General features: G+C 59.1%; 28 protein-coding genes and 1 tRNA gene. 16 read left to right on the forward strand and 13 right to left on the reverse strand.

Annotation, left to right across the window (positions count from 1 at the left end; genetic code table 11):
• The first annotated feature begins 11 nt into the window (after positions 1 to 11).
• The 4 genes from SIB92_RS13695 to SIB92_RS13710 all read left to right on the forward strand — a co-directional run bounded on the left by SIB92_RS13695 (position 12) and on the right by SIB92_RS13710 (position 3,470).
• On the forward strand, positions 12 to 401 hold the full coding sequence (locus SIB92_RS13695) for a hypothetical protein (RefSeq protein WP_412552571.1): 390 nt from the start codon (positions 12 to 14) through the stop codon (positions 399 to 401).
• Complete coding sequence (locus tag SIB92_RS13700; protein WP_412552572.1) at positions 398 to 934, forward strand: hypothetical protein; 537 nt, start codon at positions 398 to 400, stop codon at positions 932 to 934. The genes SIB92_RS13695 and SIB92_RS13700 overlap by 4 nt, the downstream gene beginning before the upstream one ends.
• Positions 935 to 1,813: an RNA polymerase sigma factor SigJ gene (sigJ, locus tag SIB92_RS13705; RefSeq protein WP_412552573.1), complete on the forward strand. Its 879-nt coding sequence runs from the start codon at positions 935 to 937 to the stop codon at positions 1,811 to 1,813.
• A 73-nt stretch (positions 1,814 to 1,886) separates the two neighbouring features.
• Entirely contained in the window at positions 1,887 to 3,470 is a 1,584-nt protein-coding gene (locus tag SIB92_RS13710) for a GMC family oxidoreductase (RefSeq protein WP_412552574.1), read from the forward strand.
• Between the two features lie 8 nt (positions 3,471 to 3,478).
• Here the strand turns inward: SIB92_RS13710 and SIB92_RS13715 are convergent, their stop codons facing one another.
• The gene (locus SIB92_RS13715) at positions 3,479 to 4,117 is read right to left on the reverse strand and encodes a LysE family translocator (RefSeq protein ID WP_412552575.1); all 639 of its coding nucleotides are present in this window, start codon (positions 4,115 to 4,117) and stop codon (positions 3,479 to 3,481) included.
• A gap of 171 nt (positions 4,118 to 4,288) precedes the next feature.
• Positions 4,289 to 5,161, reverse strand: coding sequence for a glutathione-dependent disulfide-bond oxidoreductase (gene yghU / locus SIB92_RS13720; protein WP_412552576.1), 873 nt, complete (start codon positions 5,159 to 5,161; stop codon positions 4,289 to 4,291).
• 258 nt (positions 5,162 to 5,419) lie between these two features.
• On the opposite strand from yghU, the gene SIB92_RS13725 reads away from it, so the two are divergent.
• Positions 5,420 to 7,504: a DEAD/DEAH box helicase gene (locus SIB92_RS13725; protein ID WP_412552577.1), complete on the forward strand. Its 2,085-nt coding sequence runs from the start codon at positions 5,420 to 5,422 to the stop codon at positions 7,502 to 7,504.
• A 3-nt stretch (positions 7,505 to 7,507) separates the two neighbouring features.
• Here the strand turns inward: SIB92_RS13725 and SIB92_RS13730 are convergent, their stop codons facing one another.
• A complete protein-coding gene (locus SIB92_RS13730) occupies positions 7,508 to 8,578 on the reverse strand; it encodes an adenylate/guanylate cyclase domain-containing protein (RefSeq protein ID WP_412552578.1) in 1,071 nt (356 codons plus the stop codon).
• Positions 8,579 to 8,722: 144 nt separating this feature from the next.
• Positions 8,723 to 8,929, reverse strand: coding sequence for a 30S ribosomal protein S21 (gene rpsU, locus SIB92_RS13735; RefSeq protein ID WP_005614280.1), 207 nt, complete (start codon positions 8,927 to 8,929; stop codon positions 8,723 to 8,725).
• Between the two features lie 122 nt (positions 8,930 to 9,051).
• Between rpsU and SIB92_RS13740 the strand changes: the two genes are divergently transcribed.
• The gene (locus tag SIB92_RS13740; RefSeq protein WP_412552579.1) at positions 9,052 to 9,744 is read left to right on the forward strand and encodes a COQ9 family protein; all 693 of its coding nucleotides are present in this window, start codon (positions 9,052 to 9,054) and stop codon (positions 9,742 to 9,744) included.
• Between the two features lie 80 nt (positions 9,745 to 9,824).
• Here SIB92_RS13740 and SIB92_RS13745 read toward each other — a convergent pair whose 3' ends face one another.
• Both SIB92_RS13745 and SIB92_RS13750 read right to left on the reverse strand, forming a co-directional pair.
• A complete protein-coding gene (locus SIB92_RS13745) occupies positions 9,825 to 10,787 on the reverse strand; it encodes an acetyl-CoA carboxylase carboxyltransferase subunit alpha (protein ID WP_412552580.1) in 963 nt (320 codons plus the stop codon).
• Between the two features lie 109 nt (positions 10,788 to 10,896).
• The gene (locus SIB92_RS13750) at positions 10,897 to 11,508 is read right to left on the reverse strand and encodes a LysE family translocator (RefSeq protein ID WP_294117112.1); all 612 of its coding nucleotides are present in this window, start codon (positions 11,506 to 11,508) and stop codon (positions 10,897 to 10,899) included.
• Between the two features lie 72 nt (positions 11,509 to 11,580).
• Between SIB92_RS13750 and SIB92_RS13755 the strand changes: the two genes are divergently transcribed.
• On the forward strand, positions 11,581 to 12,033 hold the full coding sequence (locus SIB92_RS13755; RefSeq protein WP_412552581.1) for an Lrp/AsnC family transcriptional regulator: 453 nt from the start codon (positions 11,581 to 11,583) through the stop codon (positions 12,031 to 12,033).
• Between the two features lie 77 nt (positions 12,034 to 12,110).
• Here SIB92_RS13755 and SIB92_RS13760 read toward each other — a convergent pair whose 3' ends face one another.
• The gene (locus tag SIB92_RS13760) at positions 12,111 to 13,070 is read right to left on the reverse strand and encodes an L-malyl-CoA/beta-methylmalyl-CoA lyase (protein WP_294117115.1); all 960 of its coding nucleotides are present in this window, start codon (positions 13,068 to 13,070) and stop codon (positions 12,111 to 12,113) included.
• A 336-nt stretch (positions 13,071 to 13,406) separates the two neighbouring features.
• On the opposite strand from SIB92_RS13760, the gene dgcN reads away from it, so the two are divergent.
• The 4 genes from dgcN (at position 13,407) to SIB92_RS13780 (ending at position 17,180) form a co-directional block, all read left to right on the forward strand.
• Positions 13,407 to 14,408, forward strand: coding sequence for an N-acetyltransferase DgcN (gene dgcN, locus SIB92_RS13765; protein WP_412552582.1), 1,002 nt, complete (start codon positions 13,407 to 13,409; stop codon positions 14,406 to 14,408).
• Positions 14,409 to 14,529: 121 nt separating this feature from the next.
• Positions 14,530 to 15,492: an N-acetyl-D-Glu racemase DgcA gene (gene dgcA, locus SIB92_RS13770; protein ID WP_412552583.1), complete on the forward strand. Its 963-nt coding sequence runs from the start codon at positions 14,530 to 14,532 to the stop codon at positions 15,490 to 15,492.
• Between the two features lie 3 nt (positions 15,493 to 15,495).
• Positions 15,496 to 16,248 (forward strand): metallophosphoesterase family protein, encoded by a 753-nt coding sequence (locus SIB92_RS13775; protein WP_412552584.1) that lies wholly within the window; start codon positions 15,496 to 15,498, stop codon positions 16,246 to 16,248.
• A 71-nt stretch (positions 16,249 to 16,319) separates the two neighbouring features.
• A complete protein-coding gene (locus SIB92_RS13780) occupies positions 16,320 to 17,180 on the forward strand; it encodes a D-amino-acid transaminase (RefSeq protein WP_412552585.1) in 861 nt (286 codons plus the stop codon).
• 259 nt (positions 17,181 to 17,439) lie between these two features.
• On the opposite strand, the gene SIB92_RS13785 is transcribed toward SIB92_RS13780, so the two are convergent.
• A complete protein-coding gene (locus tag SIB92_RS13785; protein WP_412552586.1) occupies positions 17,440 to 18,741 on the reverse strand; it encodes a ferric reductase-like transmembrane domain-containing protein in 1,302 nt (433 codons plus the stop codon).
• Between the two features lie 122 nt (positions 18,742 to 18,863).
• On the reverse strand, positions 18,864 to 19,847 hold the full coding sequence (locus SIB92_RS13790) for an NAD(P)H-quinone oxidoreductase (RefSeq protein WP_412552587.1): 984 nt from the start codon (positions 19,845 to 19,847) through the stop codon (positions 18,864 to 18,866).
• 125 nt (positions 19,848 to 19,972) lie between these two features.
• On the opposite strand from SIB92_RS13790, the gene SIB92_RS13795 reads away from it, so the two are divergent.
• On the forward strand, positions 19,973 to 21,298 hold the full coding sequence (locus SIB92_RS13795; protein ID WP_412552588.1) for an MFS transporter: 1,326 nt from the start codon (positions 19,973 to 19,975) through the stop codon (positions 21,296 to 21,298).
• Between the two features lie 6 nt (positions 21,299 to 21,304).
• On the opposite strand, the gene SIB92_RS13800 is transcribed toward SIB92_RS13795, so the two are convergent.
• A complete protein-coding gene (locus SIB92_RS13800; protein WP_412552589.1) occupies positions 21,305 to 21,958 on the reverse strand; it encodes a GntR family transcriptional regulator in 654 nt (217 codons plus the stop codon).
• A 45-nt stretch (positions 21,959 to 22,003) separates the two neighbouring features.
• Positions 22,004 to 22,696: a M48 family metallopeptidase gene (locus SIB92_RS13805; RefSeq protein ID WP_412552590.1), complete on the reverse strand. Its 693-nt coding sequence runs from the start codon at positions 22,694 to 22,696 to the stop codon at positions 22,004 to 22,006.
• A gap of 108 nt (positions 22,697 to 22,804) precedes the next feature.
• Here SIB92_RS13805 and SIB92_RS13810 point away from each other — a divergent pair, with 108 nt between their 5' ends.
• Positions 22,805 to 23,134, forward strand: coding sequence for a TIGR02300 family protein (locus SIB92_RS13810; RefSeq protein WP_294117132.1), 330 nt, complete (start codon positions 22,805 to 22,807; stop codon positions 23,132 to 23,134).
• Between the two features lie 98 nt (positions 23,135 to 23,232).
• Positions 23,233 to 23,308: transfer RNA gene (locus tag SIB92_RS13815), tRNA-Ala, on the forward strand.
• A gap of 106 nt (positions 23,309 to 23,414) precedes the next feature.
• On the opposite strand, the gene SIB92_RS13820 is transcribed toward SIB92_RS13815, so the two are convergent.
• Positions 23,415 to 24,200 carry a LytTR family DNA-binding domain-containing protein gene (locus tag SIB92_RS13820; RefSeq protein WP_412552591.1) on the reverse strand — a complete coding sequence of 262 codons (786 nt, stop codon included), beginning with the start codon at positions 24,198 to 24,200 and terminating at the stop codon, positions 23,415 to 23,417.
• 271 nt (positions 24,201 to 24,471) lie between these two features.
• Between SIB92_RS13820 and SIB92_RS13825 the strand changes: the two genes are divergently transcribed.
• Positions 24,472 to 25,254, forward strand: a complete 783-nt coding sequence (locus SIB92_RS13825; RefSeq protein WP_412552592.1) for a phosphatase PAP2 family protein — start codon at positions 24,472 to 24,474, stop codon at positions 25,252 to 25,254.
• Here SIB92_RS13825 and SIB92_RS13830 read toward each other — a convergent pair.
• Positions 25,251 to 25,730, reverse strand: coding sequence for an Lrp/AsnC family transcriptional regulator (locus SIB92_RS13830; RefSeq protein WP_412552593.1), 480 nt, complete (start codon positions 25,728 to 25,730; stop codon positions 25,251 to 25,253). The genes SIB92_RS13825 and SIB92_RS13830 overlap by 4 nt on opposite strands.
• Before the next feature lie 142 nt (positions 25,731 to 25,872).
• On the opposite strand from SIB92_RS13830, the gene SIB92_RS13835 reads away from it, so the two are divergent.
• The gene (locus SIB92_RS13835) at positions 25,873 to 26,280 is read left to right on the forward strand and encodes a DUF2000 family protein (protein ID WP_412552594.1); all 408 of its coding nucleotides are present in this window, start codon (positions 25,873 to 25,875) and stop codon (positions 26,278 to 26,280) included.
• Positions 26,281 to 26,362 lie beyond the last annotated feature (82 nt).

Below are 26,362 nucleotides of genomic sequence, written 5' to 3' on the forward strand. Positions count from 1 at the left end.
GGAGACTAAAGATGAACCACCCAGTACTCTTAGGACTGTCAGCCTACTTTCTGATCAACGCAGGATTTATGTGGTCTGCTCCAATTACTTGGTATGACACGGTACCTGGAGTTGCCCAAACAGGACCCTACAACAGCCACTTCATCAAAGACGTAGCCCTTGCTTTTTTGGTCTCAGCTTTGGGTCTGATGGCCGCGGCGCGACTAAATGACTACCGATTGGCGATTTTTGGGGCAGCATGGCCGTGCCTGCATGCCGTCTTCCACATCTGGATTTGGATTGCGCATCGCAACACCGCGGTAGACGCGATTGCCATGACGAATCTACTTGGAATCCAAGTTCCGGCTTGGACAGCCCTTGTTGCCGCGTCTCAACTCAAACAAGAGGGAGCACAAGCATGATCCGCAAGCTACTCCATTCTGGCACCCGCAGCTTTGGCAAGAAATACGACTATGACGTCACCTATATGCACGAGGTGATCGACGCCTCGACAAAGGCCGGATTGGCGCTGACCTTCTTGCCGATGGTCACGCAGTACAAAGGACCGGAAGAGGCTCGCGCCGTCTGGGCCGGGGCACTGCTGGCCTCCACCTTGGACGGAGATTGCGGACCTTGTGGTCAACTGGTGGTCTCTTTTGCGCTCGAAGAGGGCGTGGATGGAGATCAGTTGCTTGCCGCCATTGAGGGTCGGTTTGGTGAGGCCGGTGATGTTGGCTTGGGCTTTCAATTTGCCCAACATGCCATTTCCGGCTCTTATGAGCCCAACACATTTGGCGACCGTATACGGCAACGATTTGGCGACCAAGCTGTGATTGCCGCCAGCTTTGCAGCGGGGTCCGGACGGTTTTATCCGGTCTTTAAACGTGGGCTGGGGGACGGACATGCCTGTCGGCAGCTTGTGGTAAACGGACGGGTCGGAAAGGTGGCGGTCTAGATGGATCCCAACACAGCAGTCTTTGAACGGGAGCGCCCTGCGCTCCTGTCGATTTCTTACCGCATGTTAGGTGAGGTCAGCGCCGCAGAAGATGTGGTGCAAGAAGCCTGGCTGCGGTTTGCCACCTCAGACGTACCCGCAATCGAGAACCCCAGCGCCTGGCTGCGCCGCGTGGCGACCAACATAGCTCTGGACACGTTGAAATCCGCGCGGGTGCGCCGGGAAAGCTATGTTGGCCCGTGGCTACCGGAACCGATCATTTCAGAACATGGCCCCTCCACGGAAAGCCAATTTCAATTGGCGCAAGAATGTGAGTTGGCCTTGCTTTGGGCGATGGAAAGGCTGGCCCCCACAGAGCGCGCCGCGTTTGTGTTGCGCGAGGCGTTTGACGCGGACTACGCCGAGATTGCCAAAACTCTGGGCAAATCCGAGGCAACCTGCCGACAGATGGTTAGTCGAGCGCACAAGCGGCTGCAAACCAGCGGACCAAGATTTGATGTCAGCGCCGAGGACGCGGCCAAAGCGGCTGAGCGGTTTTTCTTTGCCGCAGCACAGGACCACGCGCATGCCATCAAAGTCCTGGCAGAAGACGCCATGGCTATTACCGACGGCGGTGGGAAAGCCTCGGCTGCCTTCCGCGTCCTACTTGGGCCAGCCGACATTATGACGGTCACACAAGCTGTGATGGCAAAATCCAGAGATTTAACCGATGTGCGCTTTGCACAGGTCACAGCAAATAGGCATCCCGCGGTGGCGCGGTACGTGCACGGTGTTCTGGACACATTGACGCTAGTCCTCCCTGACAAAACCGGCGCAACCCATTGGATTTACGTGATGCGCAACCCTGAAAAATTACGCGTGCTTCCGTCCGGCGCTTAAATGTCAGACAAATGTGTTTGACATGGTCTCTACTTCGCTTTCTTCTCGATAGTGGAGTGAGGAGAAAGCACAAATGGACTGGGATCACATCGTGGTGGGCGCGGGGAGCGCGGGCTGTGTTGTTGCGGCACGACTGGCAGAAGCAGGGCGGCGTGTACTGCTTTTGGAAGCCGGCGGCAAAGACACCTACCACTGGATTCACATTCCGATGGGCTACCTCTACTGCATCGGGAACCCGCGCACAGACTGGATGTACAAAACTGCACCGGACGCGGGGCTAAACGGGCGGCAATTGCTTTATCCGCGCGGCAAGGTCCTGGGCGGCTGTTCCTCAATCAACGGCATGTTGTACCTGCGCGGACAGGCCGCCGACTATGATGGGTGGCGCCAAATGGGCCTACCCGGTTGGTCCTGGGAAGACGTGCTGCCGCTCTTCAAAAAGTCCGAGGACTACATGGAGGGCGAGTCTGATCTGCACGGTGCCGGCGGTCCGTGGCACGTGAACAATCAGCGTCTCCGCTGGGATGTCTTGGACGATTGGATGGCTGCTGCTGAGGCGGCGGGTGTACCACGCACAGATGATTTCAATGGCGGCGACAACGAAGGCGTGGGCTACTTTAAAGTCAACCAGCATCGCGGTTTTCGCTGGAACACCGCGAAGGCCTTTCTGCGGCCTCAGAAAAATGGGCAACTGAAGGTCGAAACCCACGCGCATACAACGCGCCTGTTGATCGAAAGCGGCAAAGTTGTGGGCGTGGAATACAGACAGCATGGCACGTTGCAGCAAGCCAAGTGTGGCGGCGAGGTTGTGCTCTCTGCGGGAGCCGTGAACTCACCTCAAATCCTACAGCTTTCCGGCATTGGACCGGGGGCTTTGCTGCAAAAACACGGCATTGATGTGCAGTTGGATCAGGCGGAGATTGGCAGCAATCTTCAAGACCATTTGCAACTGCGCTGTGCGTGGAAACTTACCGGCGCAAAAACCCTCAACACCATGGCGAACTCGCTGTTTGGAAAAGCCAAAATCGGGATGGAGTACTTACTGAAACGCAGCGGTCCTATGTCTATGGCCCCAAGCCAGTTGGGGGCTTTCACCAAGTCCCGTCCGGATGTGGCGACGCCAGACCTCGAATACCATGTGCAACCGCTGTCGCTGGAGGCCTTTGGCCAGCCGCTTCACGATTTCCCTGCCATGACCGCCAGCGTGTGCAACTTGCGCCCTGAGAGCCGTGGCACTGTGGAGATCACCTCACCGGACGCTTCTGTGGCACCGAAGATTGCGCCCAACTATCTTTCCACGGAAGGGGACCGCGCCACCGCGGTGGCAGCGATCCGCCAGGCCCGCAGCATTATGGCGCAAGGTCCCATGGCCAAATACGCGCCGGAGGAAATGAAACCCGGCCTCACCGCGCAAGACGACGCTGAGTTGGCACAGGCCGCAGGCGACATCGGCACCACAATTTTCCATCCCGTGGGCACCGTGCGGATGGGCAGTGACGCCAGCGCACCGCTTAATGCAGACCTGCACCTGCGTGGCCTCGGCGGCCTTCGTGTTGTGGACGCCTCTGTTATGCCAAAGATCACCAGCGGTAACACCAACTCGCCGTGCATTATGATCGGTGAAAAAGCCGCCGAAATGATGCTGACGGCGCGATAATACGCCCCTCAGAAGCTGGCGCGCAACGTCGCCAGCTTCACACCAAAGCCAACAAACACCGCGCCGGTCACACCTTTTAGCCACAATTGAAACCGTCCGCTACGTGCGACCTGTGTGAGCTGCGAAAACAACAGGACAATGGCGGCGAACCAAAGCGCGTTGATGGCCGCGTGCACGGTCACCAGGGTGAAAGCCGCAGAGGCAGAGGCGTCGCCAACCGTCAGGAACTGAGGGAATGCGGCCAGATAAAACATCGACACTTTCGGATTTAGCCCATTGGTGAGAACGCCCTCACCAAAAGCCTTCCACAGAGTGCGCTTGTTTGTGGCAGGGGCCACGCTCGCCGCAGGTTCGACGCCACGCCAAGCCGCCAAAAGCGCCTTCGCCCCGATCCAACACAGGTAAGCCGCGCCCAAGAACTTCACGATGGAAAACGCCACCGCCGACTGCACAAACAGGACCGAAATCCCCAGCACAGATAAGGCGCCGTGAGCATAAAACGCCGCCACAAAACCTGCGATATTGGCAAAGCCTGCCGATCGCCCCGAGATTGGCACCGTTTTGGCAATCAGCACCCCATTAGGCCCCGGTGACATCACCAGCAGACTTGCCACAAGAGCAAAGGTCAGAATTTCGGTGAGTGTCATGACGGTCTCCTGCAGCGCTGTCTGAAACCTGACGCCACACAGCACCCCGCTCAACACATTCATTGTACCCAGAACAAAAAACGCCACTCCAACCACGAGCGGCGTTCTGCTTCTCATTCTCCAAATATCTCGGGGGATTCACATCACTGATGTGACGGGGGCAGCGCCCCCTTACTCCGCCGCTTCCGGCTCCAGCTTGTCTTGCGTGCGGGAGTCGAAATCCTCCGCCGCATGGCGCTCACGCAGTTGTTCGTTGAGTTCGCCCCAGGCACGGTTCACCATGCGGCCGCGTTTCACCGCAGGGCGCGCATCAATGGCCTCCGCCCAGCGCACCACGTTTTTGTAGCTGGCAACATCCAGGAACTCCGCCGCTTCATAAAGCCGTCCAAGAACCAACTGGCCATACCAGGACCAGATCGCGATATCGGCCACGGTATACTCTTCCCCGGAGATGTAGGTGTTGTCGGCCAATTGACGGTCCAACACATCCAACTGACGTTTGGTTTCCATCGCAAAGCGATCGATTGGGTACTGCCATTTCTCTGGCGCATAGGCATAGAAATGGCCAAAGCCCCCACCCAGATACGGCGCGCTGCCCATTTGCCAGAACAACCAGCTGATCATCTCGGCGCGGTTTTCTTTGGGGCCAAGGAAGGCCTCAAATTTCTCGGCCAGATGCAACAGGATCGCGCCGCTCTCAAACACGCGCACATCTTTGTCGCCGCTGAGATCCATCAATGCCGGGATTTTGGAGTTGGGGTTCACATCGACAAAACCAGAGGAGAACTGATCCCCTTCGCCAATGTTGATCAGATAGGCGTCATACTCTGCGCCCTTGTGACCGGCTTCCAGAAGTTCCTCAAACATCACCGTGACTTTCACCCCGTTTGGTGTCGCCAGGGAGTAAAGCTGGAACGGGTGCTCACCGCGTGCCAGCTCCTTGTCATGGGTCGGCCCAGCGATGGGGCGGTTGATGCTGGCAAACTTGCCGCCGCTTTCGGAGTCCCATGTCCAGACTTTGGGGGGAGTGTAGCTCTCGGTCATCGTTTCAGGCCCTGTGTGTGAATTGCGTTTGCGTTAACTTAAGGCTTTTGCCGCGGTTTCAAACCACGTGGCGCAGATTGTTAGAAAGTTTCTGCTCACATCCTTGTTAACGCTTTTGAGCACAGCCCTATACATGTGCGCAAAACTAAGCTAAACGCAGCGCTTCTTGCCACATATGATGTTGAGAGCGGTTCAGAGTTTGAGGGAGCCCGCCGACGCCGTCACGCTGGCACTCCTCTGACAAAAGTAGACATCACTGTGAAACAAGCCATCCAAACAGCCCTGGACGCCAAGGGCTATGACAAGCTGACGCAAGTTCAAGAAGCGGTCATGAACCCCGAGTTGACCGGTAAAGACCTGCTAGTGTCCGCGCAAACCGGTTCCGGTAAGACAATCGGCTTTGGTCTTGCCATCTCGTCAACCCTGCTTGGTGACGCCGAAGCCTTTGATGAAGCTGCGGCCCCGCTGGCCCTGATCATCGCGCCAACACGTGAGCTAGCGCTGCAGGTCAAACGTGAATTGACCTGGCTGTACGCCGAAGCGGGCGCACGTGTCGCCTCTTGTGTGGGCGGCATGGACATGCGTGACGAACGTCGCGCGCTGGCTCGCGGCGCGCATATTGTTGTCGCCACACCAGGCCGTCTGCGCGATCACATCGACCGTGGCTCCATCGACCTACTGGATGTGCGCGCGGTAGTGCTCGATGAAGCCGATGAAATGCTGGATCTCGGCTTCCGCGAAGAGCTGGAGTTCATTCTCGAGCAGGTGCCCGAAGAGCGCCAGACGCTCTTGTTCTCCGCCACCGTGCCCAAAATGATCGCGCAGCTGGCAAAGAACTATCAGCGCGACGCCATTCGCGTGGAAACCAAATCCGAGCAGAAACAGCACGCCGACATCACCTATCGCGCCATGACCGTTATGGATCGTGATGCAGAAAACGCTGTGATCAACACTCTGCGCTTTTACGAAGCACCGAACGCGATTGTCTTTGCCAACACCCGCGCCATGGTGGCCCGTATCACCACCCGCCTGTCCAACCGTGGTTTTCAGGTGGTGTCGCTGTCCGGCGAATTGAGCCAATCCGAGCGCACCCACGCGCTGCAAGCCATGCGCGACGGCCGCGCGCGGGTTTGTGTGGCCACCGATGTGGCGGCGCGTGGCATCGATCTGCCAAACCTTGACCTGGTTGTACACGCAGAGCTGCCCAACAACCACGAAACTTTGCTGCACCGCTCGGGCCGCACCGGTCGTGCAGGCCGCAAAGGGGTCTCTGCCCTAATCGTGACCCGCAAATCGCGCAAGAAAGCGGAGCGTTTGTTGCGGTGGGCCAAGCTTGAAGCGGAGTGGTCCGGCGCGCCCTCGGCCGAAGAAGTCTCCGCGCAAGATCAGGGCCGGATGTTTGCCGATCCGGATTGGGCCGAGGCGCCAACGGTTAACGAAAAGCCTCTGATTGAAACTTTGCTTGGCACATTTAGCGCGGAGCAAGTCGCCGCTGCCTACCTGCGCCTTTACAATTCCAAACATTCTGCACCGGAAGAGATTGCTGCATCTGATGCAAAACCGGCGCCGCGTAAAGACTTTGGCCCGTCGGTTTGGTTCTCCATTTCCGGTGGTCGCAAGGCGGGTGCAGAGCCACGTCGACTGCTGCCCATGCTGTGCAAACTGGGCGATTTGACCAAAGACGACATTGGCGCGATCCGCATCAATCAGGACGAAAGCTACGTGCAGGTTCTGGAAACCAGCGTTGCAGGGTTCTTGGCGGCCATCGGTCCAAAGATGACCCTCGAGGAGGGCGCAAAACTGGCACAGATGGACAAAGAGCCTGTGTTGGAGCGTGGCCCTCGTGGTGACAGCGGCAAGAAGCCCTTTCACAAAGGCAAAGGTCCACGCCGAGACGACCGTCGCGACGACCGCAAACCGCATCGCGGCAAAGGCAAGTTCGAAAAAGACAAGTTTGAGCGGCCTCGGGGCGACAAATTTGCCGACGACAAGCCGTCTTTTGACAAGCCGAAAAGCAAAAAATTCGATGAAAAATCGGACTATGCGCCGGCCAAGGGCAAAAAATCCGCCAAGTCCACGCCACCTGTTGAGTGGAACGACGATCCGGCCCCACGCAAGAAAAAGCCCAAGGCCGCGCCGAAAAGCGGCAAGCCGCGCGGCGGGGATACCGGTGGCGACGCAGCCCCACGTCGGCGTGCCATGGCGGACGGCGCCCTGAGCGAGGCAAAGCCAAGCCGCAAGCCCAAAGGCCCACCCCCGCCAAAAGGCAAAGCGAACAGCAAGAAAAACAAAGCCCGTGCGGCGGCTGCCAAGGCAGCAGCCAAAGGCAAGTCGGGCAAATAGGCCTTAGGCAGGCACAGGCAGTGACGGAAGCGCCTCCAGCGCGCTTCCGTCAGGACCCGTCAACGTCAGCATCTTTGTTGCCTCGGCACGGCCACGTAGCGTGGCCTCCTCGACCGCCGCAATGCCGATCCCCATTGGCATGGTGATCCCGCGCGCGGTTTCTGCATCCAGAATCACTGACAGATCATGCCGCTTGCAGGCTTCCTGCATGCGTTTGGCTTTGTTGATCGTGTCGCCGATGTAGACCACCTGGCGTTTCTCCCAACCGCATTCGCCAACCGCCACTGGCCCACCGGCAATCCCGAGCCGCAAGGTTGGTGCCACGCCGTATTTCTTGAGGTAGTGCGCCTGTCGGACGGAGAGGGTCTGAAAAATCTCATCAATACACTGCAGCAACGGCATGTTGCCGTCCGGACCACGGTCCCGCCAACTCATGATAATCTCGTCTCCCACGTAGTTGTGGATCACACCACGGTTGCGTTTGATCGCGGCATCAATGTCCAGAAAGACACCGGTGATCAGCTCCAGTGCCTTCTGATCTCCGAGTTTTTCGGTGATCGCCGTAGAATCTTTCAGGTCCGCCAACACAAAAATCCGCCTCTCCTCGGTGGGCCGAGAGTATCGCCCCAACAGGAAGTAGGTCAGTGTCCGGCCACCAATCAGGCGACGCGCCTGAAGCATCACCTGAATGACCACGCCGGCGCCCAGCGCAAACAGGAAATCTGGCGCAAAACCGTTCTGGAACCACTGAAGGTAGATTTCCCGGTCGCCAATCAAAACCAGGTGGGAACTTGCCAGCGCGACGTAGATGATCAGGCAGGTGATGATCACGCGCAGCGCCACGCCCCGGCGGAACTTCAGACTACGCTGCCAGCGACCAATGGCGCTGTTGCTGATCCAGACCTCCAGCACCACAGCCACAGAGGCGACCACCATGCCCCGCACAGCACCACGAATAGGCGCTTTTAACCCCCAGTTGCGGTCAAGGATCTCATTCATCATGAGGCCATAGAGCGCGCCAATGATGGCACCCGCCACCAGCACAAACACAAACGACCCAAAGGTGCGCCTCATATTACTTCCCGTCCCGTTTTGGAGTGCCGTCTATGCGACCTCAACGCATGTAAGCACAAATTCCGTCGCTACAACAAAAGACAAACCCCCGAGGCCAGGCCTCGGGGGTCGTCAATTCTTGTGTCCAAAGCTGGAAAGGTGTGCTTAGAGCAAACCTTCACGCTGTGCTTTCTTACGTGCCAGTTTACGGGCACGGCGGATCGCTTCAGCCTTCTCGCGCGCTTTTTTCTCGGACGGCTTTTCGAAATGTTGCTTGAGCTTCATTTCGCGGAAGACGCCTTCACGCTGCAGCTTTTTCTTCAGGGCACGAAGCGCCTGATCGACATTGTTGTCACGAACACTAACCTGCATGTGGTTTTCACCACCTTTCTAAGTTTGAGTTGCAATGAAATTGCAGGAAGCGCGCATATAGCAACTTGCCTGCGCTTTGTCTAGTATGGGCGCAACAGCCTTATCGCAAAGCGAGTTCCGCCATGACCGAGTCAGCGCCTACCGACGTCAAATCCCGTCTTTTGGAGGCCGCAGAGATGCATGTGCCCTTTGATGGGTGGTCTGACGCGACATTTCAGGCCGCTGAGGAAGACAGCGGCGTGGACCCGGTTGTCGCCAAAGCACTCTGTCCGCGCGGCGCGGTGGACCTGGCCGTGGCCTATCACAAGCGCGGTGATTCTCAGATGGTGGATGCCCTGACGGATGAGGCGCTGGCCGAAATGAAAATCCGCGAAAAGATTACCTTTGCTGTCCGCACGCGATTGGAGCTCTGCCCGGATCGGGAAATTGTGCGCCGCGGCAGCACGCTGTTTGCCCTGCCCCAACATGCCGCAACCGGCGCGCAACTGATCTGGGGTACGGCCGATGCGATTTGGACTGCTATTGGCGACACGTCACAAGACTTCAATTGGTACTCCAAACGCGCAACCTTGTCGGCGGTCTATTCCGCTACGGTACTTTACTGGCTTGGCGATGACAGTGACGGCCATGCCGCCACCTGGGCCTTTCTGGATCGGCGCATCGAGAATGTGATGCAGTTTGAGAAAACCAAAGCGCAGTTCAACAAAAGCCCGGTTGGCAAAATGATGTCCGGACCGCTTGGCGCATTGTCCAAACTGCGAGCGCCGACGTTTCCACACAACATGCCGGGCCATTGGGGACAAAAGGGCAGCTAAGCTAACTGCTGTTTGCCAAAAGAAAAGGGGGCCAAAGCCCCCTCTGAATTCGAGCGAATTTTTCTCGGTCTCGCGCAGCCTTAAGCCACCAGACCTTTGGAGCCGATGTTGAGGAACTTCTTGCGGCGGTTGGCCACAAGGTCCTCTTTGGACATATCTTTCAACTCGCCCAACATGGTCTCGATCGCAGTGGCCACGCTCTTCATTGTCGCCTGACGGTCACGATGCGCGCCTCCCATTGGCTCTGCGATCACACGATCCGCGACGCCCAGCTGTTCCAGATCTTGTGCGGTCACACGCAGGGCTTCGGCCGCCTCACGCATCTTGGTGCTGTCTTTCCACAGAATCGACGCGCAGCCTTCGGGGCTGATCACGGAGTAAACCGAATGCTCCAACATCGCCACGCGGTTGGCGGTGGCGAATGCCACGGCGCCACCGGAGCCACCTTCGCCGATGATCACGGAAATCAGCGGCACGCCAATTTGCAGGCACATCTCTGTGGAGCGCGCGATGGCCTCAGATTGGCCGCGCTCCTCAGCGCCCTTACCCGGATAAGCGCCTGCGGTGTCCACCAGTGTCACAACTGGCAGGCCAAATTTGTTGGCCATTTCCATCAGGCGCACCGCCTTGCGGTAGCCTTCCGGGCGGGCCATGCCAAAATTGTGGGAAATCCGCGACTTGGTGTCGTGGCCTTTTTCCTGGCCAATCACCACAACCGGCTGATCGTTGAAACGCGCAAGACCGCCCATAACGGCGAGATCGTCAGCAAAGTTCCGATCGCCCGCCAGAGGGGTGTAGTCGGTGAACAGCTCGTTGATGTAGTCGCGGCAGTGCGGACGATCCGGGTGACGCGCGACCTGGCATTTGCGCCAAGGGGTCAGATCTTTGTAGAGTTCTTCGAGCAACTCAGCCGCTTTGCGGTCCAGCGCGGCAGCTTCATCTTTGACATCCATCTCTTCGTTCTGCTGCGCAAGCGCCCGCAGTTCTTCGGCTTTGCCCTCAATCTCTGCGAGCGGTTTTTCGAAGTCGAGATAGTTGGTCATTGTGCACTCCACACACTGGTTTTCTTGACAAGGCTATATGACGGTGACTTTGGGTAATTGCAACGGGAAGCGCACAAACACGCGCCACATAGGGCATCAATGCGCGGTGTTAGCCTGCCGAGACCATGGGCGCCACAACGGGATAGAGCGACAAGACAAGCAAGCCTGCCATGGTCCAGTTGAAGGCAGTTAAACGCGCGGGTGAGGTCAGGAGCCGTCGCATTTGCTGACCCAACACAGTCCAGCTAGAGACACACGGAAGGTTCACCGCCCCAAAGGCTGCTGCCACCAGCAATACCGCGGTCAGTGAGCGATCCGGAGCATAGAGCGTGACGGCGGTGAGCGCCATGGTCCAGGCCTTTGGGTTGACCCATTGAAAGGCCGCCGCCTGCAAGAAGGTCATCGGCGTGCCGCCGGTGCCTTCGCCTTCTTCTGGCGCGCCTGCATTGGCCACCTTCCAGGCCAACCACAGCAAGTAAGTCACTGACGCGACCGCCAAAACTGTGTGCGCAATGGGATAGCTGTCAAACACCTGCATCAAACCCACGCCGACCAATGCCACCATGACCACAAAGCCAATACCCACGCCAAGCATGTGTGGGATCGTACGGGCAAAGCCGAAGTTGGCGCCAGAGGCCATGAGCATAAGATTGTTTGGCCCCGGAGTGATCGAGGACACAAAGGCAAACAGGAGAAGAGCGGTCAGGATATCGTAAGTCATGGACTAAGCGTGACGCAAAGCTCGCGCATTTGAGTTGCGTTTTTGTGCGTTGAGAAGGTAACTTCGCAACTTATGACGGCACTTGATCAAATTGACGAACATATATTGCGTGAACTCTCCAGAGACGGGCGCATGAGCAACCTCGCTTTGGCCGAAAAAGTAGGACTGTCCCCCTCTGCCTGCCTGCGGCGTGTCGCTGCGTTGGAGAAGACGGGGATCATAACCGGCTATCGCGCTGTGCTGGACCGGGCTGCCTTGGGGACGGGGTTTGTGGCCTACATCACTGTGGGATTAAACAAACACACCAAGGACTCGCAATTGGCGTTTGAGCGGGCAATGGCATTGGCACCGGAGGTGCGGGAGTGTCACAACATCACTGGTCAGGTGGAGTACCTGCTGCGGGTAGAGGCGGCAGATTTGCCGTCGTACAAGCGCTTCCATACCGAGGTTCTGGGCACAGTCGAACAGGTGCACTCGATCACCAGCTACGTGGTGATGGGCTCGCCAAAAGACGAACGCGCTTAAGCTATTTCGCCAAAAAGAAAAACGCCCGCGAATTCAAAATCCACGGGCGCTTCTGCATTCTTATCAAAGCCTTACAATCAGCCCGCGGCGATCAATTCCGCTTGTGCCACGATCACTTCGGCTTGTTTGATAGACGCAATGTCGACCAAGCGGCCTTTGTACACAGTGGCGCCTTCGCCGTTGGCTTTGGCCTGTTCCATTGCGGCAAGGATCTCACGCGCTTCGTTGACCGCTTCGTCAGATGGGGTGAACACTTCGTTGGCCAGAGCGATCTGTTTTGGGTGGATCGCCCATTTGCCTACCATACCCAAAGTCGCAGAGCGCTTGGCCTGCGCAATGTAGCCTTCGTCGTCGGAGAAGTCGCCAAAGGGGCCGTCCACTGGCAGGACGCCGTGAGTCCGGCAGGCGGCCACAATTGCGGCCTGCGCCCAGTGCCATGGGTCGGACCAGTGCTTCTGACCTTCATGCAACATGTAGTAGTTTTCCTGCGTGCCCCCAATACCTGTGGTCTGCATACCCATGGAAGCGGCGAAGTCGGCGGCGCCTAAGGACATGGCTTCGAGACGGGGTGAGGCGGCGGCGATGGCTTCTACGTGGGCGATGCCGGCGGCCGATTCGATGATAACTTCAAAAGCGATGCGCTTTTTGCGGCCTTTGGCAGCTTCAATTGCGGTGACCAGAGCATCCACGGCGTAGATGTCTTCGGCGCAGCCGACCTTTGGGATCATGATCTGATCGAGGCGCTCACCGGCCTGCTCCAGCAGGTCAACCACGTCGCGATACCAGTACGGCGTGTCCAGACCGTTGATGCGCACGGACAGAGTCTTTTTGCCCCAATCAATTGAATTGATTGCCTCAATTGCGTTGGCGCGGGCCATATCCTTGTCCGACGGGGCCACGGAATCTTCCAGATCGATGTTGATCACATCCGCCGCAGACGCCGCCATTTTGGCAAACAGCTTGGTGTTGGACGCCGGGCCAAACAGCTGGCAGCGGTTGGGACGGGCGGGGGCGGCAGGCTGAAGTCGGAAGCTCATGACGTCACTCTCTAGGTAAGGATATTACGTTTTTCTGACGCCGATTGTTAGGAAGTTGCGCGCTTGACCGCAAGTAAATTGTGCGCACGCGGCATTAGTTTCGCTGCGTCGCGGCGCAAATACGTGGTTTGGCACGTCGGTATTGTGTCGGTATCGCGGCTGTATCACGGAGGTGCGAATTTCTCGCAGTTGCAGCAAGGTTCTTTCGTTAAGTCGAGTCTTTTTCGAAGAAATTTGCAAAGCTATGCTGCGCGGCAGCAACATTTGAGAACCTGGCCCGGTGCCCAGCGCATAAACTTTGTCCGTTAACTGGGGATGATACGAAAGGGACGCGCGATGATCGAAACTCCATACCTTCTGTTCTTGGGTGATGCACCGGACCAACTGGCCGCCAAAGTGGCGCAGGGCATCAAAGACTGGCGTCCAGAGAATGCCGTAGGTCAATTCCGCATGGAGGGCTGCAAAGCCGACATGGGGCTGACCGATATGAGCCTGGTGGAAGCCCGCGAAGCCGGCGCCAAAACGCTGGTGATTGGCGTGGCCAACCGTGGCGGCGTGATTTCCCAGGAGTGGAAAAAGGTGCTGGTGATGGCGCTGGAAGAGGGTTTTGATCTGGCCTCCGGCCTGCACAACCTGCTGCGCGACGAGCCGGATCTGGTGGCCGTGGCGGAAGCCACCGGCCAAAAGCTGCACGATGTGCGGGTGCCGGAAGTGGAATACCCGATTGCGAACGGCAAGAAGCGCAGCGGTAAGCGCGTGCTGGCCGTAGGCACCGACTGTTCCGTGGGCAAGATGTACACCGCCCTCTGCATGGATGCGGAAATGCGCAAGCGCGGCATGAAGTCGACCTTCCGTGCCACCGGTCAGACCGGCATTCTGGTGACCGGTGACGGCGTACCGCTGGACGCGGTGATTGCTGACTTTATGGCAGGCTCCGTAGAGTGGCTGACGCCGGACAATGACGAAGACCACTGGGACCACATCGAAGGTCAGGGCAGCCTGTTCCACGTGTCCTATTCCGGTGTGACCATGGCGTTGATCCATGGCGGCCAGCCAGACGCGCTGATCCTCGCCCATGAGCCAACCCGCGAGCACATGCGCGGCCTGCCGGAATACCAGCAGCCTAGCCTGCAGGAACTACGCGATCTGGCGCTGCCGCTGGCCAAAGTGGCCAACCCGGCCTGTGAGGTTGTTGGCGTGTCGGTGAACACCCAGCACATGGCGGAAGATGAGGCAAAAGCCTATCTGGCACAGGTTGAGGCCGAGATGGGGCTGCCAGCCACCGACCCGTTCCGTTTTGGCGCGGGCAAGCTGGTGGACGCGCTCGCAGCGCTGTAAAGTTGCAACAACAAGCCGGGGGCGCCGCCCCCGGACCCCTGGGATATTTTTGGCCAAATGAAAGTGCGGCGCGATGCGCTGTGACGAATATTGGCCGCAAGACGCTTTGAAAGGCCTCCACATGCGAATTTCCGTCACCCCTGATGTGTTCAAACTGGCGCAGGTGTTCACCATTTCCCGTGGCTCGCGCACGGAAGCCAAAGTTCTGACCGTGAAGGTTGAAGAAGACGGATACGTGGGCTGGGGCGAATGTGTGCCCTATGCGCGCTATGGTGAGACATTGGAGAATGTCACGCAGCTGATCGAAAGCGTAAAAGGCCCGGTGACCCGCGAGGGGCTGTACACCTTGCCAGCAGGTGCCGCGCGCAATGCGTTGGACTGCGCGCTGTGGGATCTGGAGTGCAAGAAGGCGGGCAAACGCGCCTGGGAACTGGCTGGCTTGCCGCAGCCGGGGCCGGAGATCACCGCCTATACGCTGTCTTTGGCGGAACCGGCAGAGATGCAGGCACAGGCGGCGAAAAACGCGCATCGGCCTTTGTTGAAAATCAAACTGGGCACGCCGGATGACATGGCGCGTCTGGAAGCGGTGCGCGCCGGCGCGCCAAAATCTACCATCATTGTGGATGCCAACGAAGGCTGGTCCGCCGAGGTCTATGCCGATCTGGCGCCGCATCTGGTGCGGCTGGGTGTGGCACTGGTGGAGCAACCGCTGCCTGCCGGGGACGATGACGCCCTGTTGGGCATGGAGCGTCCCGTACCGGTCTGCGCCGATGAGAGCGCGCATGATTGCTCGACGTTGCCCAAGCTCAAAGGCAAATATGATGTGGTGAACATCAAGCTCGACAAAACCGGTGGCTTGACCGAGGCGCTGCGGTTGCGTGAAGCGGCCTTGGCAGAGGGCTATAAGGTGATGGTCGGCTGCATGGTCGGCAGTTCGCTGGCGATGGCCCCGGCAACATTGGTGGCACAGGGCGCGATGGTGACCGATCTGGACGGACCGCTGTTGTTGGCCGAAGACCGCGACACGCCGTTGACCTTTGACGCAGACGGCGTACATCCGCCCAGCGCGGCGCTTTGGGGCTAAGCCATGACTGACCGGTGGGCGGTGATTTCCGACGTCCATGGCAATGTGGACGCCTTGAAAGCGGTGTTGGCCGAGATTGATCGGCTGGGCTGTTCCCGGATCCTGAACCTTGGTGACCACGCCAGTGGGCCTTTGGCGGCAGCGGAAACGCTGGATGTGCTTATGGCGCGGGATGATATGATTTCTGTGCGCGGCAACCATGACCGCTATCTTTTAGATCCACCGGACACGCTGGGCCCATCGGATGCGGTGGCGGCGGCGCAGTTGACCGACAGCCACAAGGAATGGCTTGCGGCGTTGCCGGCGACAAACTTGGTGGAAGATGTCTTCTTGTGCCATGGCACACCGGAGAGTGACGAGACCTATTGGCTGCATGATGTGACGCCGCAGGGGGATTTGGTGGATCGCAGTGGCCCGGCGGTGGCGGCATTGGCAGCCCCCGCGCCTGTCGAAGCAAAAGTGCTTCTGTGCGGTCACACGCATTTGCCTCGCGCTGTGCAACTGGCGACGGGTGCGGTGGTGCTCAACCCCGGCAGCGTTGGTCTGCCCGCCTATGACGACGTCGCACCGGTGCCGCATGTGGTGCAAAGTGGTGATCCGGCAGCGCGGGTTGCGGTGATGGAGCGCGGATCCCATGGGTGGGATATCTCCCTGCACCGTGTGGCCTATGATGCGGGCCGGATGGTGGCGCTTGCACAGGCGCACAACCGCCCGGATTGGGCTCATCCGCTGAAAACCGGATGGTTTGAGACCTGAGATTTCGAAACACGCTTGACCTGTGGTGCAGCGCACCCGACAAAGCAGCAGATTGCTAGGAGAGACACACGATGAGCCGCACTGTTTACGTCAATGGCGAATACCTGCCGGAAGAAGACGCCAAGATTTCGATTTTCGACCGGGGCTTCCTGATGGCGGACGCGGTCTATGAGGTGACCTCGGTGCTGGACGGCAAGCTGATCGACTTTGAAGGCCACGCCGTGCGTTTGAAGCGCTCGCTGGACGAGCTGGAGATGGCGGAGCCTTGCAGCAAAGACGAGCTTCTGGCGATCCACCGCAAGCTGGTGGAAGAGAACGGCATTGTGGAAGGTCTGGTGTATCTGCAGGTCAGCCGTGGGTCCGATGGCGACCGCGATTTTGTCTTCCCGTCTGAGGACACGCCACCGTCCATCGTGCTGTTTACACAGAACAAACCGGGCCTAGCGGACAGCCCTGCGGCCAAGAAGGGCGCGAAGATCATCTCGATCGAGGACATCCGTTGGGGCCGTCGCGACATCAAGACCGTGCAGCTGCTGTACCCATCCATGGGCAAGATGATGGCCAAGAAGGCCGGTGCGGATGATGCCTGGCTGGTGGAAGACGGCTATGTGACCGAGGGCACGTCGAACAACGCGTATTTTGTGAAGGACGGCGTGATTGTGACGCGTCCGCTGAGCAACGACATCCTGCATGGCATCACCCGTAAGGCGGTTTTGCGGATGGCGGCTGAGGCGCAGCTGAAGATCGAAGAGCGTCTGTTCACAATCGAGGAAGCGCAGGGTGCGGATGAGGCGTTCACCACCTCGGCGAGTGCCTTTGTGATGCCGGTTGTGGAGATCGATGGCGTGGCGCTGGGAGATGGCACACCGGGGCCAATTGCGACCCGTCTGCGTGAGATCTATCTGGACGAAAGCAAGAAGGCGGCGATCTGAGGATCGGCCTAGCCGCGAACAATTTGGAAGGGCTGGAGTGGCAACACTCCGGCCTTTCTTATGGGCTTAAGGCTGTGTGTTTCACAGCAAAAGCGCAAAGCGTCCCGTGAGCGGGGCATGGCATGCTGATTGTAGGCTAGGGTGAGTGGTGGCAATCAGCATGAATAAAATCGAGTACACTCATGGTCGCCGAGAAAGGGCGCTGAGTCAACTAAAGGTTGCTCGCCATGCCATTTCCCGACTTAGACCGTTGGTTTGACTAGCTTGTGCTGCGCGCCTGATGGCGCTGCCAGAGCCACTCGGCGAGACGGCGGATGCCGATGCCGGTGCGAATCTCAAACGCCTCGTAGTGGAAGTTGCGCTGGGAGACGCCCTGTTTCGGTAGGTCCTTGGACAGCGCGCGGCGCATGGGGACGGGGCCACAGAACAGCACTTTGCGGGTGGCGATATCATCCACCAGGCCCGGCAAGGCAGCGGCGGTGAAGCGGCCGCGCTCGGCGCTTTGCCAGAGGATCAGCGTTAGGTTTGGCTTGGCCGCTGCCAGCGCTTCGAGTTCTGCCAGATGCGGCGCATTCGCCTTGTCCCGCACACAGTAGACCAGCGTGACCGGGGCTGCGTCAGCTGGCAAAGCCTGAGCCAGCGCCACAAACGGGGTGACACCCACGCCCGCCGCGATCCAGACCTGCGCGCCCTTGGCGCGTCCGAAGTGGCCGTAGGGGCCGTCCGCCTGAAGGGCCTGCCCCACGGCCAAGCTGCGGGAAACGCGGTTGGTCAGATCGCCCAGTGGCGCGACGGTGATGCGCAGGGCGCCATCGTCTGTAGGAGCGGAGGAAATGGTGAAGGGGTGCGGTTCATTCAGGCCGGCACCGGAGAAGCGGAAGAAAGCAAACTGACCCGCGCGGTGACGCAGCGGACGGCCCGTCGGCTTCATGTCCACGGCAATCGCATCCCCTTCCTGTGTCACAGCGGTGATTTCATACGACTTGCGCGGGCGCATACCACGTGGCGCAGAGGTCCAGGCGTAGGCCACCGTGCCCACAATGCAGACCGCCCACATATACAGACCCAGCGGATCGCCGTTTTTGAAAGGCTTCAGAATGTAGAGGTAGTGGAAGGCGCCAAACAGGAAGAAAATCCCAATGAAGCGGTGGGTCCATTTCCACAGATGATAGGGAATGAAGGTTGCAACCGTGATCACCACCAGCATCAACAGGCCATAGAGACTGACTTCGCCAAGGGTTTCGGCCAGATCCACCAGCATGGTTTCCTGCCCCAGACCTTTCATGTCCGCATCAATGGTATCGTGCAGCAGGATCGCCACCATGGCGCCAATGCCGAGCCATTTATGCAGGCGGTAAGATTGGTCCATCGGGCCAAAGACCATTTCCACGCCGGGCCAGCGGGTGGCGATCAGATGGGAGATGGCCATGGCGATCAACGCGCCCAGGCCGAGATATTGGCTAAACAGCGCCAAGCCGTCCCGGCCCTGCGCAATTTGTGGCCACCACACAAACGGCAGCGCCAAAGCCACTGCCACCAAAAGAAGTCCGAATTTTTTCACGGTCCTGTTCCCACCTCGTGCCTAGGCCACAATTGGCCATCAGTTCGCGCGGCCTACATGCCCCAAGGGCAGGCTTGGTGGGAAGGGGGTATTCCGCCAAAACTGGCGGAATAAACCATGGTTTAGGCCACTTTCATCACGATTTTGCCGATGTGGCCGCTGCTTTCCATACGCTGGTGCGCCGCCACGGCATCCGCCAAGGCGAATTCGCTGTCCATCACCGGCGCAACGCGCCCACTTTCCAGAAGCGGCCAAACATCACTGCGCAAGGCCTCGGCGATCTTGGCTTTGGCGAGGTCACTCTGCGGGCGCAGGGTGGAGCCGGTGATGGTCAGACGGCGCATCATCACATGGGCGAAGTTGAGCTGGATTTGTGGACCTTGCAGGAAGGCAATCTGTACCAAACGCCCGTCATCGGCGAGCGCCTTCACATTGCGCGGCAGGTAGTCGCCACCGACCATGTCCAGGATCAGATTGGCCCCACCCTCGGCACGCAGCACATCGACAAAGTCCTCGGCGCGATAGTTGATCGCCTTTTCTGCGCCGAGCTTCAGGCAGGCTTCGCATTTCTCGTCAGAGCCCGCGGTGGTGAAGACGCGCGCGCCAAAAGCGTTGGCAAGCTGGATGGCGGTTGTGCCGATGCCGGAGGAGCCACCGTGCACCAAAAATCGTTCGCCCGCTTTGAGACCGCCCCGTTGGAAGACGTTGGAATAGACGGTGAAGAAGGTCTCCGGCAGGCAGGCCGCTTCTTTGAGCCCCATGCCTTTGGGCACGGGCAGGCAATGTGCGGCGGGTGTCAGCACATATTCAGCGTAGCCGCCGCCGGGTAGCAGAGCGCAGACCTCATCGCCTTCGGCCCACTCACTTACTCCCGCCCCGACAGCGGCAATCGTGCCGGAGGCTTCGAGACCTGGCAGATCGGAGGCATTGGCTGGCGGATTATAAAGACCGGCCCGTTGCAACACATCCGGGCGGTTCACGCCGGAGTAAGCCACCTTAATCAGAACCTCGCCGGGACCGGGAGTCGGGATGGGGCGCTGAACCATTTTGAGCACATCCGCAGCACCGGGTTTTGAAATTTCAACGGCGGTCATGGTCTGTGTCATGGTGGTCTCCCTGTGATGTGCCTTCTGTCTAACAGAGGCCAGCCACAGGGGAACAGGCACTTTTGTCGCGCTGACGCAGCGACGGGCGCTCTTGAGATTTGCCATATCAAGACTAGGGTGACGCTATGCTACGGATTCTGAAACACCCAGCCTTCGCCAGGTTGTTTGCAGCCCAAGTTGTGGCGCTGGCAGGCACCGGATTATTGACCATTGCACTTGGCCTGCTGGCCTATGATCTGGCCGGACCATCGGCCGGCGCCGTGTTGGGCATGGCCTATACCATCAAGATGGTGGCCTATGTTGGCCTCTCGCCGGTACTTGGCGCTTTGGCGGCCCGCCTACCCCGGCGCAGCGTGTTGATTGCCGCTGATGTGATCCGCTTTGGCGTGGCGCTGTTTTTGCCGTTTGTCGACAGTGTGGCGCAGATCTATGTGCTGATCTTTCTGCTGCAAAGCGCGTCAGCCTTGTTTACGCCAACGTTTCAGGCGGTCATTCCCGACATTTTGACCAAAGAAGAAGACTACACGCGGGCGTTGTCGCTGTCGCGGTTGGCCTATGATCTGGAGAACTTGCTCTCCCCTGCCCTCGCGGGCGTTTTGCTTTTGGTGATGAGCTATCACGGGCTGTTTGTTGGCACGGCGGCGGGCTTTTTGATTTCCACACTGTTGATCCTCGTGACACCTCTGCCCGCGCGCCCACCTAGCAAGGAGCGACCGTTCCGCGAACGCCTGACGCGCGGGGCGTGGATTTATCTGGCGACGCCACGGCTGCGCGGGTTGCTGGCGTTCAACATGGCGGCGGCGAGCTGTGTCGCTTATGTGCTGGTGAACACTGTGGTGCTGGTGCGCGATGGCTATGGCATGGGGGAAACCGGACTGGCCCTGGCGATGGGCGCCTTTGGCGCAGGCAGTATGGCGGCGGCGTTGACCTTGCCACGGATGCTGGAGCGCCTGTCGGATCGGCGAGTGATGGGCAACAGTGCGGTGGTTTTGGCTGGTGTCACGGTGGCGCATGGCCTGTGGATGCAGCAAGCGGGCGTGACCAGTTGGCCAACGTTTCTAATACTGTGGGCCGTGGTCGGGGCGCTCTACTCGGCCATCCTGACTCCATCAGGGCGGTTGCTGCGCCGCTCTGCTCATTCCGAAGATCGCACAGCGGTGTTTACTGCGCAGTTTGCCCTGAGCCATGTGTGCTGGCTGGTGGCCTATCCTCTTGCCGGATGGAGCGCGACCGAAGGATCACAAGCGCTGTCGCTGATGGTACTCGGGGCATTGGGATTGGTCAGTGCTTTGGTGGGCTATTGGGTTTGGACACCCGCGCCCAAAGAGGTTGAGCACGAGCATCCGGAGCTGCCGGAGGATCATCCGCATGTGAAAGCCCATGGCGGGCGGCGACACGCGCACGCCTTTGTGATTGATGATGAGCACCGCGTGTGGCCGACGCACGGCTAGGCGGGCTTAACGCGCCAGCAGGCGCAGACCTTGGGTCACGTCAGAGCGCACCGCGAGGCGCAGGCCCGGTTCGTCCCCGGCTTTGAGCGCAGCGATGATTAGCCGGTGATAATGCGGCGGCTCGGTCTGGCGCAGGCGGCCATAAAGCGCGCGCATGGTGGGGCCAAGCTGAAGCCAGACAGTTTCGGCCATCGCCAGCATCGCCGGTGCCTGGGCGCGCAGGTAGAGCGTGCGGTGGAACTCGAGATTGGCGCGGATGTACCCGACGGAGTCGCGGCGGCTGACGGCGTCGGCGACCGTACCGTTGATCGCCACAAGCCGGTCAATCAGCGCCATATGGGCGCGTGGCAAGGCGCGGCTGGCGAGTTCCACTTCGATCAAGGCGCGCAGGGCGGCGAGTTCTTCAAGCCGTTCGCTGCTGAGTTCCGGCGTGGCGACGCGACCAGAGTTCGATAGCGTCAAAGCGCCTTCAGCCACCAAACGGCGCACCGCTTCGCGGGCCGGGGTCATGGAGACCTCAAACTGTTTGCCAATGCCGCGCAGGGTAAGCGCCTCACCGGGCGCAAGTTCGCCATACATGATGCTGGTCCGCAGCGCACGATATACGCGGTCGTGAGCGGCGGCGGATTGGTCTTGGGGTTGGCGGCTGGCTGGGATCATGCCGCCTTTGTGATCACAAACGCAGGAAAGGTCAATGCGGCGGGGTCACGCGGCAAATTGGTAGCGGTGCAATTCTTGGCCATGGTCGCGCAGCCAGCGGCGCGCGGCCTCGTAGGGGCCGTGAATAACCGTGACTTCGTTCCAGAAGGCCTGGGAGTGGTTCATTTCCTTGAGGTGGGCCACTTCGTGCGCGGCGACATAGTCCAGCACGTCCGGCGCGGCCATAACCAACCGCCAGGAGAACATCAGCGCGCCGGTGGAGGAGCAAGAGCCCCAGCGGGAACGGGTGTCACGCAGGGTGAGTTTGGTCGGCTGGCGTCCCAGTCGGGCGCCGTAGTGATCCACCGCTTCGGCGAGCCGGTGGCGGGCGAGCTCTTTGAGAAAGCCCTGCACCTTGCGCCCCACCTGCTCGGGCTTGCCGGGCACGGAGAGCTCATCGCTGCCCAAGCGCACGGATCGGCCTTCACCAGCCACAATCAGGCGTGGACGCCCAGCCACAGGCACCGAGGCCCCATGTGCGACCACCACAGTTTCCGGCTGTTGTGCGACCTGCTTGCGCAGCCAGTCCTGCTTCTCAAAAGCAAAAGCCATGGCCTCGCGCTCTGAAACGCTGGAGGGAATCGTTAGGGTCACCTTTCCATCAAGCCGCGACACCCGCAGGCTGATGCGTCGCGCGCGGCTGGATCGGCGCAAAGCCACCGTCACAGGAGGCGTTCCGGGGATGATATGTTGCGCCATGCGCGCTCCTATATCGACAATGCGATGTTACCCTTTGACACGGGGCCATTGTTATGGCACCTCCCCCAAATCGTCGAGAGAGACTCAACCGATTGAAGGGGACAACCCATGCCCAAGGAAGAATGGGGCGTCAAGCGCGTTTGCCCAACCACCGGCAAGCGATTCTATGACCTGAACAAAAACCCAGTCATCAGCCCCTACACGGGCGATGTCGTGGAAGTAGACGCCGGCAAGAGCCGGATGATTGCAGCAGACGAAGCGGATGCGGCAACATTGAAAGCCAAAGCGTCTGACGCAGACAACGCGGATGACGTGTTGGATGATGATGACACCGTTGATCTGGACCTCGAAGATGATGTTCTGGATGACGATGATGAGGATGACAACGTTTCGCTGGATGAAATCGCGGACGTGGCCTCTGACGACGAAGAAAACTAATCGTCGAAAAAAGTTTCCCTGGGGCGGAATTTTTCGCTTGAACCCGCCCCAGGATGCGCCTAATTAGGCGCGCACAGGCAGAGATGCCTACCAGGTTTGGGGCCTTAGCTCAGCTGGGAGAGCGCTACAATGGCATTGTAGAGGTCAGGAGTTCGATCCTCCTAGGCTCCACCAAACCACCCTCCAGACAGTGAATTCAAACAGACCCCGCACTCGGATTGTGTTCGCCATTTCGCGCCAATTGCTCTCGCAAAAAACAAGCCAATCCGCCTGAGAACCATCAGGTGCTAGCGGCTGTGTTGTGGAGGCGGGACTTGAATTCGCTGTACTTGCGCCGGCTGATCGGGACCTCGTCCCCATTGCTCAAGAAGCAGGCATAGGCACTGCCCTTTTTCTTGATGTCCACGACATGGGCCAAACGGACCCAATGGGAGCGATGGCAGTGGATGCCATCAAGGTCCGCGAGCTTGTCGACACACTCGCCAAACTGCTCGGACAACAGGCTACGGCCCTGAGTGGTGACCACCTCGACGTAGTGGTCTTGTGCATGCATGCGGATGATGTCGTTTCCGAGATCAAGCGGCACGGACGCAATCAGACTTCTCAGCGAAACAGGCTTTGGCGCCGCGGGCTCAGCGGGCGGTGCTTCGCGGCGCAGCAGGTAGATCAGGGCACCGGCAATGACAAAGCTGGCCGGGGTGACAGCGACAATCTCTTCGAGCAGCAATCCCAGGAATGTCGTCGCGGTTGGCTCACCCTCTTCCGGATTGCCAAAACCATAGTCCAGTGCGAGCGAGACCGCGCCAAATAGTATCGGCAACATCAAGGCCGAAACAATGGTGGGCCAGGGATTGCGCCAGCCCAGCCGCTGAAGAAAAGCCACCCCGGACAGAAACAGCAAAAAACCAAAAAACAGATGTGTCGCCCAAAGCCCGTAAGCCACCAGAATCGGCAAGCTTGAGGTGTGCTCTGGCTGCAGAACCAACACCACCACCGCGCCCGCCACCGAAGCGCCCAGCGTGGTTTTTAGGGTTTGAGGGGTGAGGGCAATCTTCTGCGAAATCATGCCCCCTCGTTATCACCCGTTTCGCGACCGGTCCAGAAACGACCGTTCGCGAAATCTGCGTGACCACACACGCAGATCGCCACCCACTCAAGCATCTGCGCTGGATCGGTAAGCCGCCGCTGCGCCACTCCTCTGCCCACTGCCTCGCTGCGCTCTCGCACCGCGAATTTCTTTGCGCCCAAGACCTCGGGTGCAGCGGCGGCAGGACCAACGCACGGCCATAGCTCTTGCGCGCCACGTGACGGCAAAGAGCCAAAACAGGATGGACTTGATGACATCGACACTGCTCGCTCAAAGCGATCGTTTTTCCGACAGCGCCCGGCGCAGATGGCAGCTCAAATCGCGGCAAACCCGCCTTCGGGCCTTGCTTTGGCTGCTTTTGATGACAGCCGCGTTTCAGGCGCTGTTTGCCTCCCTACCCGCGATTGATCTCTGGGTGTCATCGCTTTTCTGGAGCGCAGAAGAAGGGTTTTACCTCGCACAGTTCGACAGCCTGAAACAGCTGCGCGCGATTGGCTATCATACATATACGGCGATGGCCATTCTGGAGCTGATCGGCGCTTTGCTGGCTCTCAAACATATCAAGCTGCTGACCATCCCAGGGAGTGTCTGGCTTTTCCTGGTTGGGGTTTACCTCTTTGGACCGGGCCTGTTGGTGCACTCCATCCTGAAGGCACACTGGGGACGGGCTCGGCCTGACACAACCACGGAATTTGGCGGAGACCTGCTGTTCACGCCGCCATTTGAGATTGCAGCGCAATGTGTCGCTAACTGCTCCTTTGTGTCCGGCGAAGCCGCTGGTGCGACCGCCTTTGCCATCTCCGCCTATGTGGTGACCCGGTTTGTCAGGTCATCAGTGCTGCGGCACATACTGTTTGGATCGGCACTGAGCCTGGCTGTCGCTGGCGCTTTTCTGCGCGTGGTGTTTGGCCGCCATTTCCTGTCAGACGTGATCTTCTCGGCGTTGTTTGTGTCTTTGATTGCGGTGGGGCTCTCGTTCTTCCTAACCCACCGGTCCGCCCCACCGAGACAGCCGCGCCGACGCCTCAGCTAGGGCGCATCGGCCACACACAGAGTGTCGGTGAGATCATGTTGTGTCACGCTGTCAAACACAATGGAGGTCTCGATGCGGCTGATTTCTGCGCGGGAGGAAAACCGTTCGACAACCAGCTGGTGCAGGTGGGCCGTGTCTCTAGTCACCACCTCCACCACCGCATCAAACCGACCACTGATCATCCAGCCGGCGCGGACCTCGGGAACTTGCAAGATCTCCCGCAGAAACCGCTCCAGGTCGGTCTTTTTGTGTTCCGACATTTGAATGAACAGCAGCGCCTTCAAGGACAAACCCAGGGCCTCCAACCGCACATCGGTGTGGGTGCCAGAAATCAGCCCAAATTGGTGCAGACGCTTTAGGCGATCATGCACGCTGGATGCGGCCAAACCGACCTCATGGGACAGTTCCTTGTTGGTCATCCGTGCATTCTTCGACAAAAGCGCCAAAATGCGGCGATCTGTTCGGTCAAGCTCCATGGCTGTGTCTCCGATCCGAAATAGCTTTGGTGGGCGCTGCCTCACCCGAAGGTTATACACATATTTACCCAAAAACCGGAAGAATGGACGGAGGTTTCCTACACACCCCATTTTTCCTTCGGAAGTGGGGAGGGAGTCCCATATGTTTGACACAAAAATTGCCATCGTGGTGCGCGATGATCTCGCAACCTGGCAGAAGCTCAATGTCACGGCGTTTTTGATGAGTGGCATCACTGGCGCCACGCCCGATCTCATTGGCGCACCCTACGAAGATGCGGACGGACATCGGCACCTTGCCATGTCGGTGCAGCCCGTCATTGTACTCACCGGAGCCGCCAATGTGCTGACCAACATTCGCAACCGTGCGCGCACGCGTGAGGTCGAAACCGTGGCCTATATCGACGAGATGTTTGCCACCGGGCATGATGCGGCCAACCGGGCGGTGTTTGCGGCGCATGGTTCGGATGCGCTCAACACGGTTGGGATTGCGTTGCGCGCGGACAAGAAGATTGTCGACAAAATCACCAAGGGCGCGAAGATGCACGAATAAGTCTCGCCACCAAGGTGATTTCCTCTCAATCAAAAAACCCGGCGCATTGCTGCACCGGGGTTTCGTTTTTCTAAGCTGCGCC

Origin of the sequence: Shimia sp. MIT1388, assembly GCF_047124445.1 — a bacterium.
Taxonomy (GTDB): domain Bacteria; phylum Pseudomonadota; class Alphaproteobacteria; order Rhodobacterales; family Rhodobacteraceae; genus Shimia.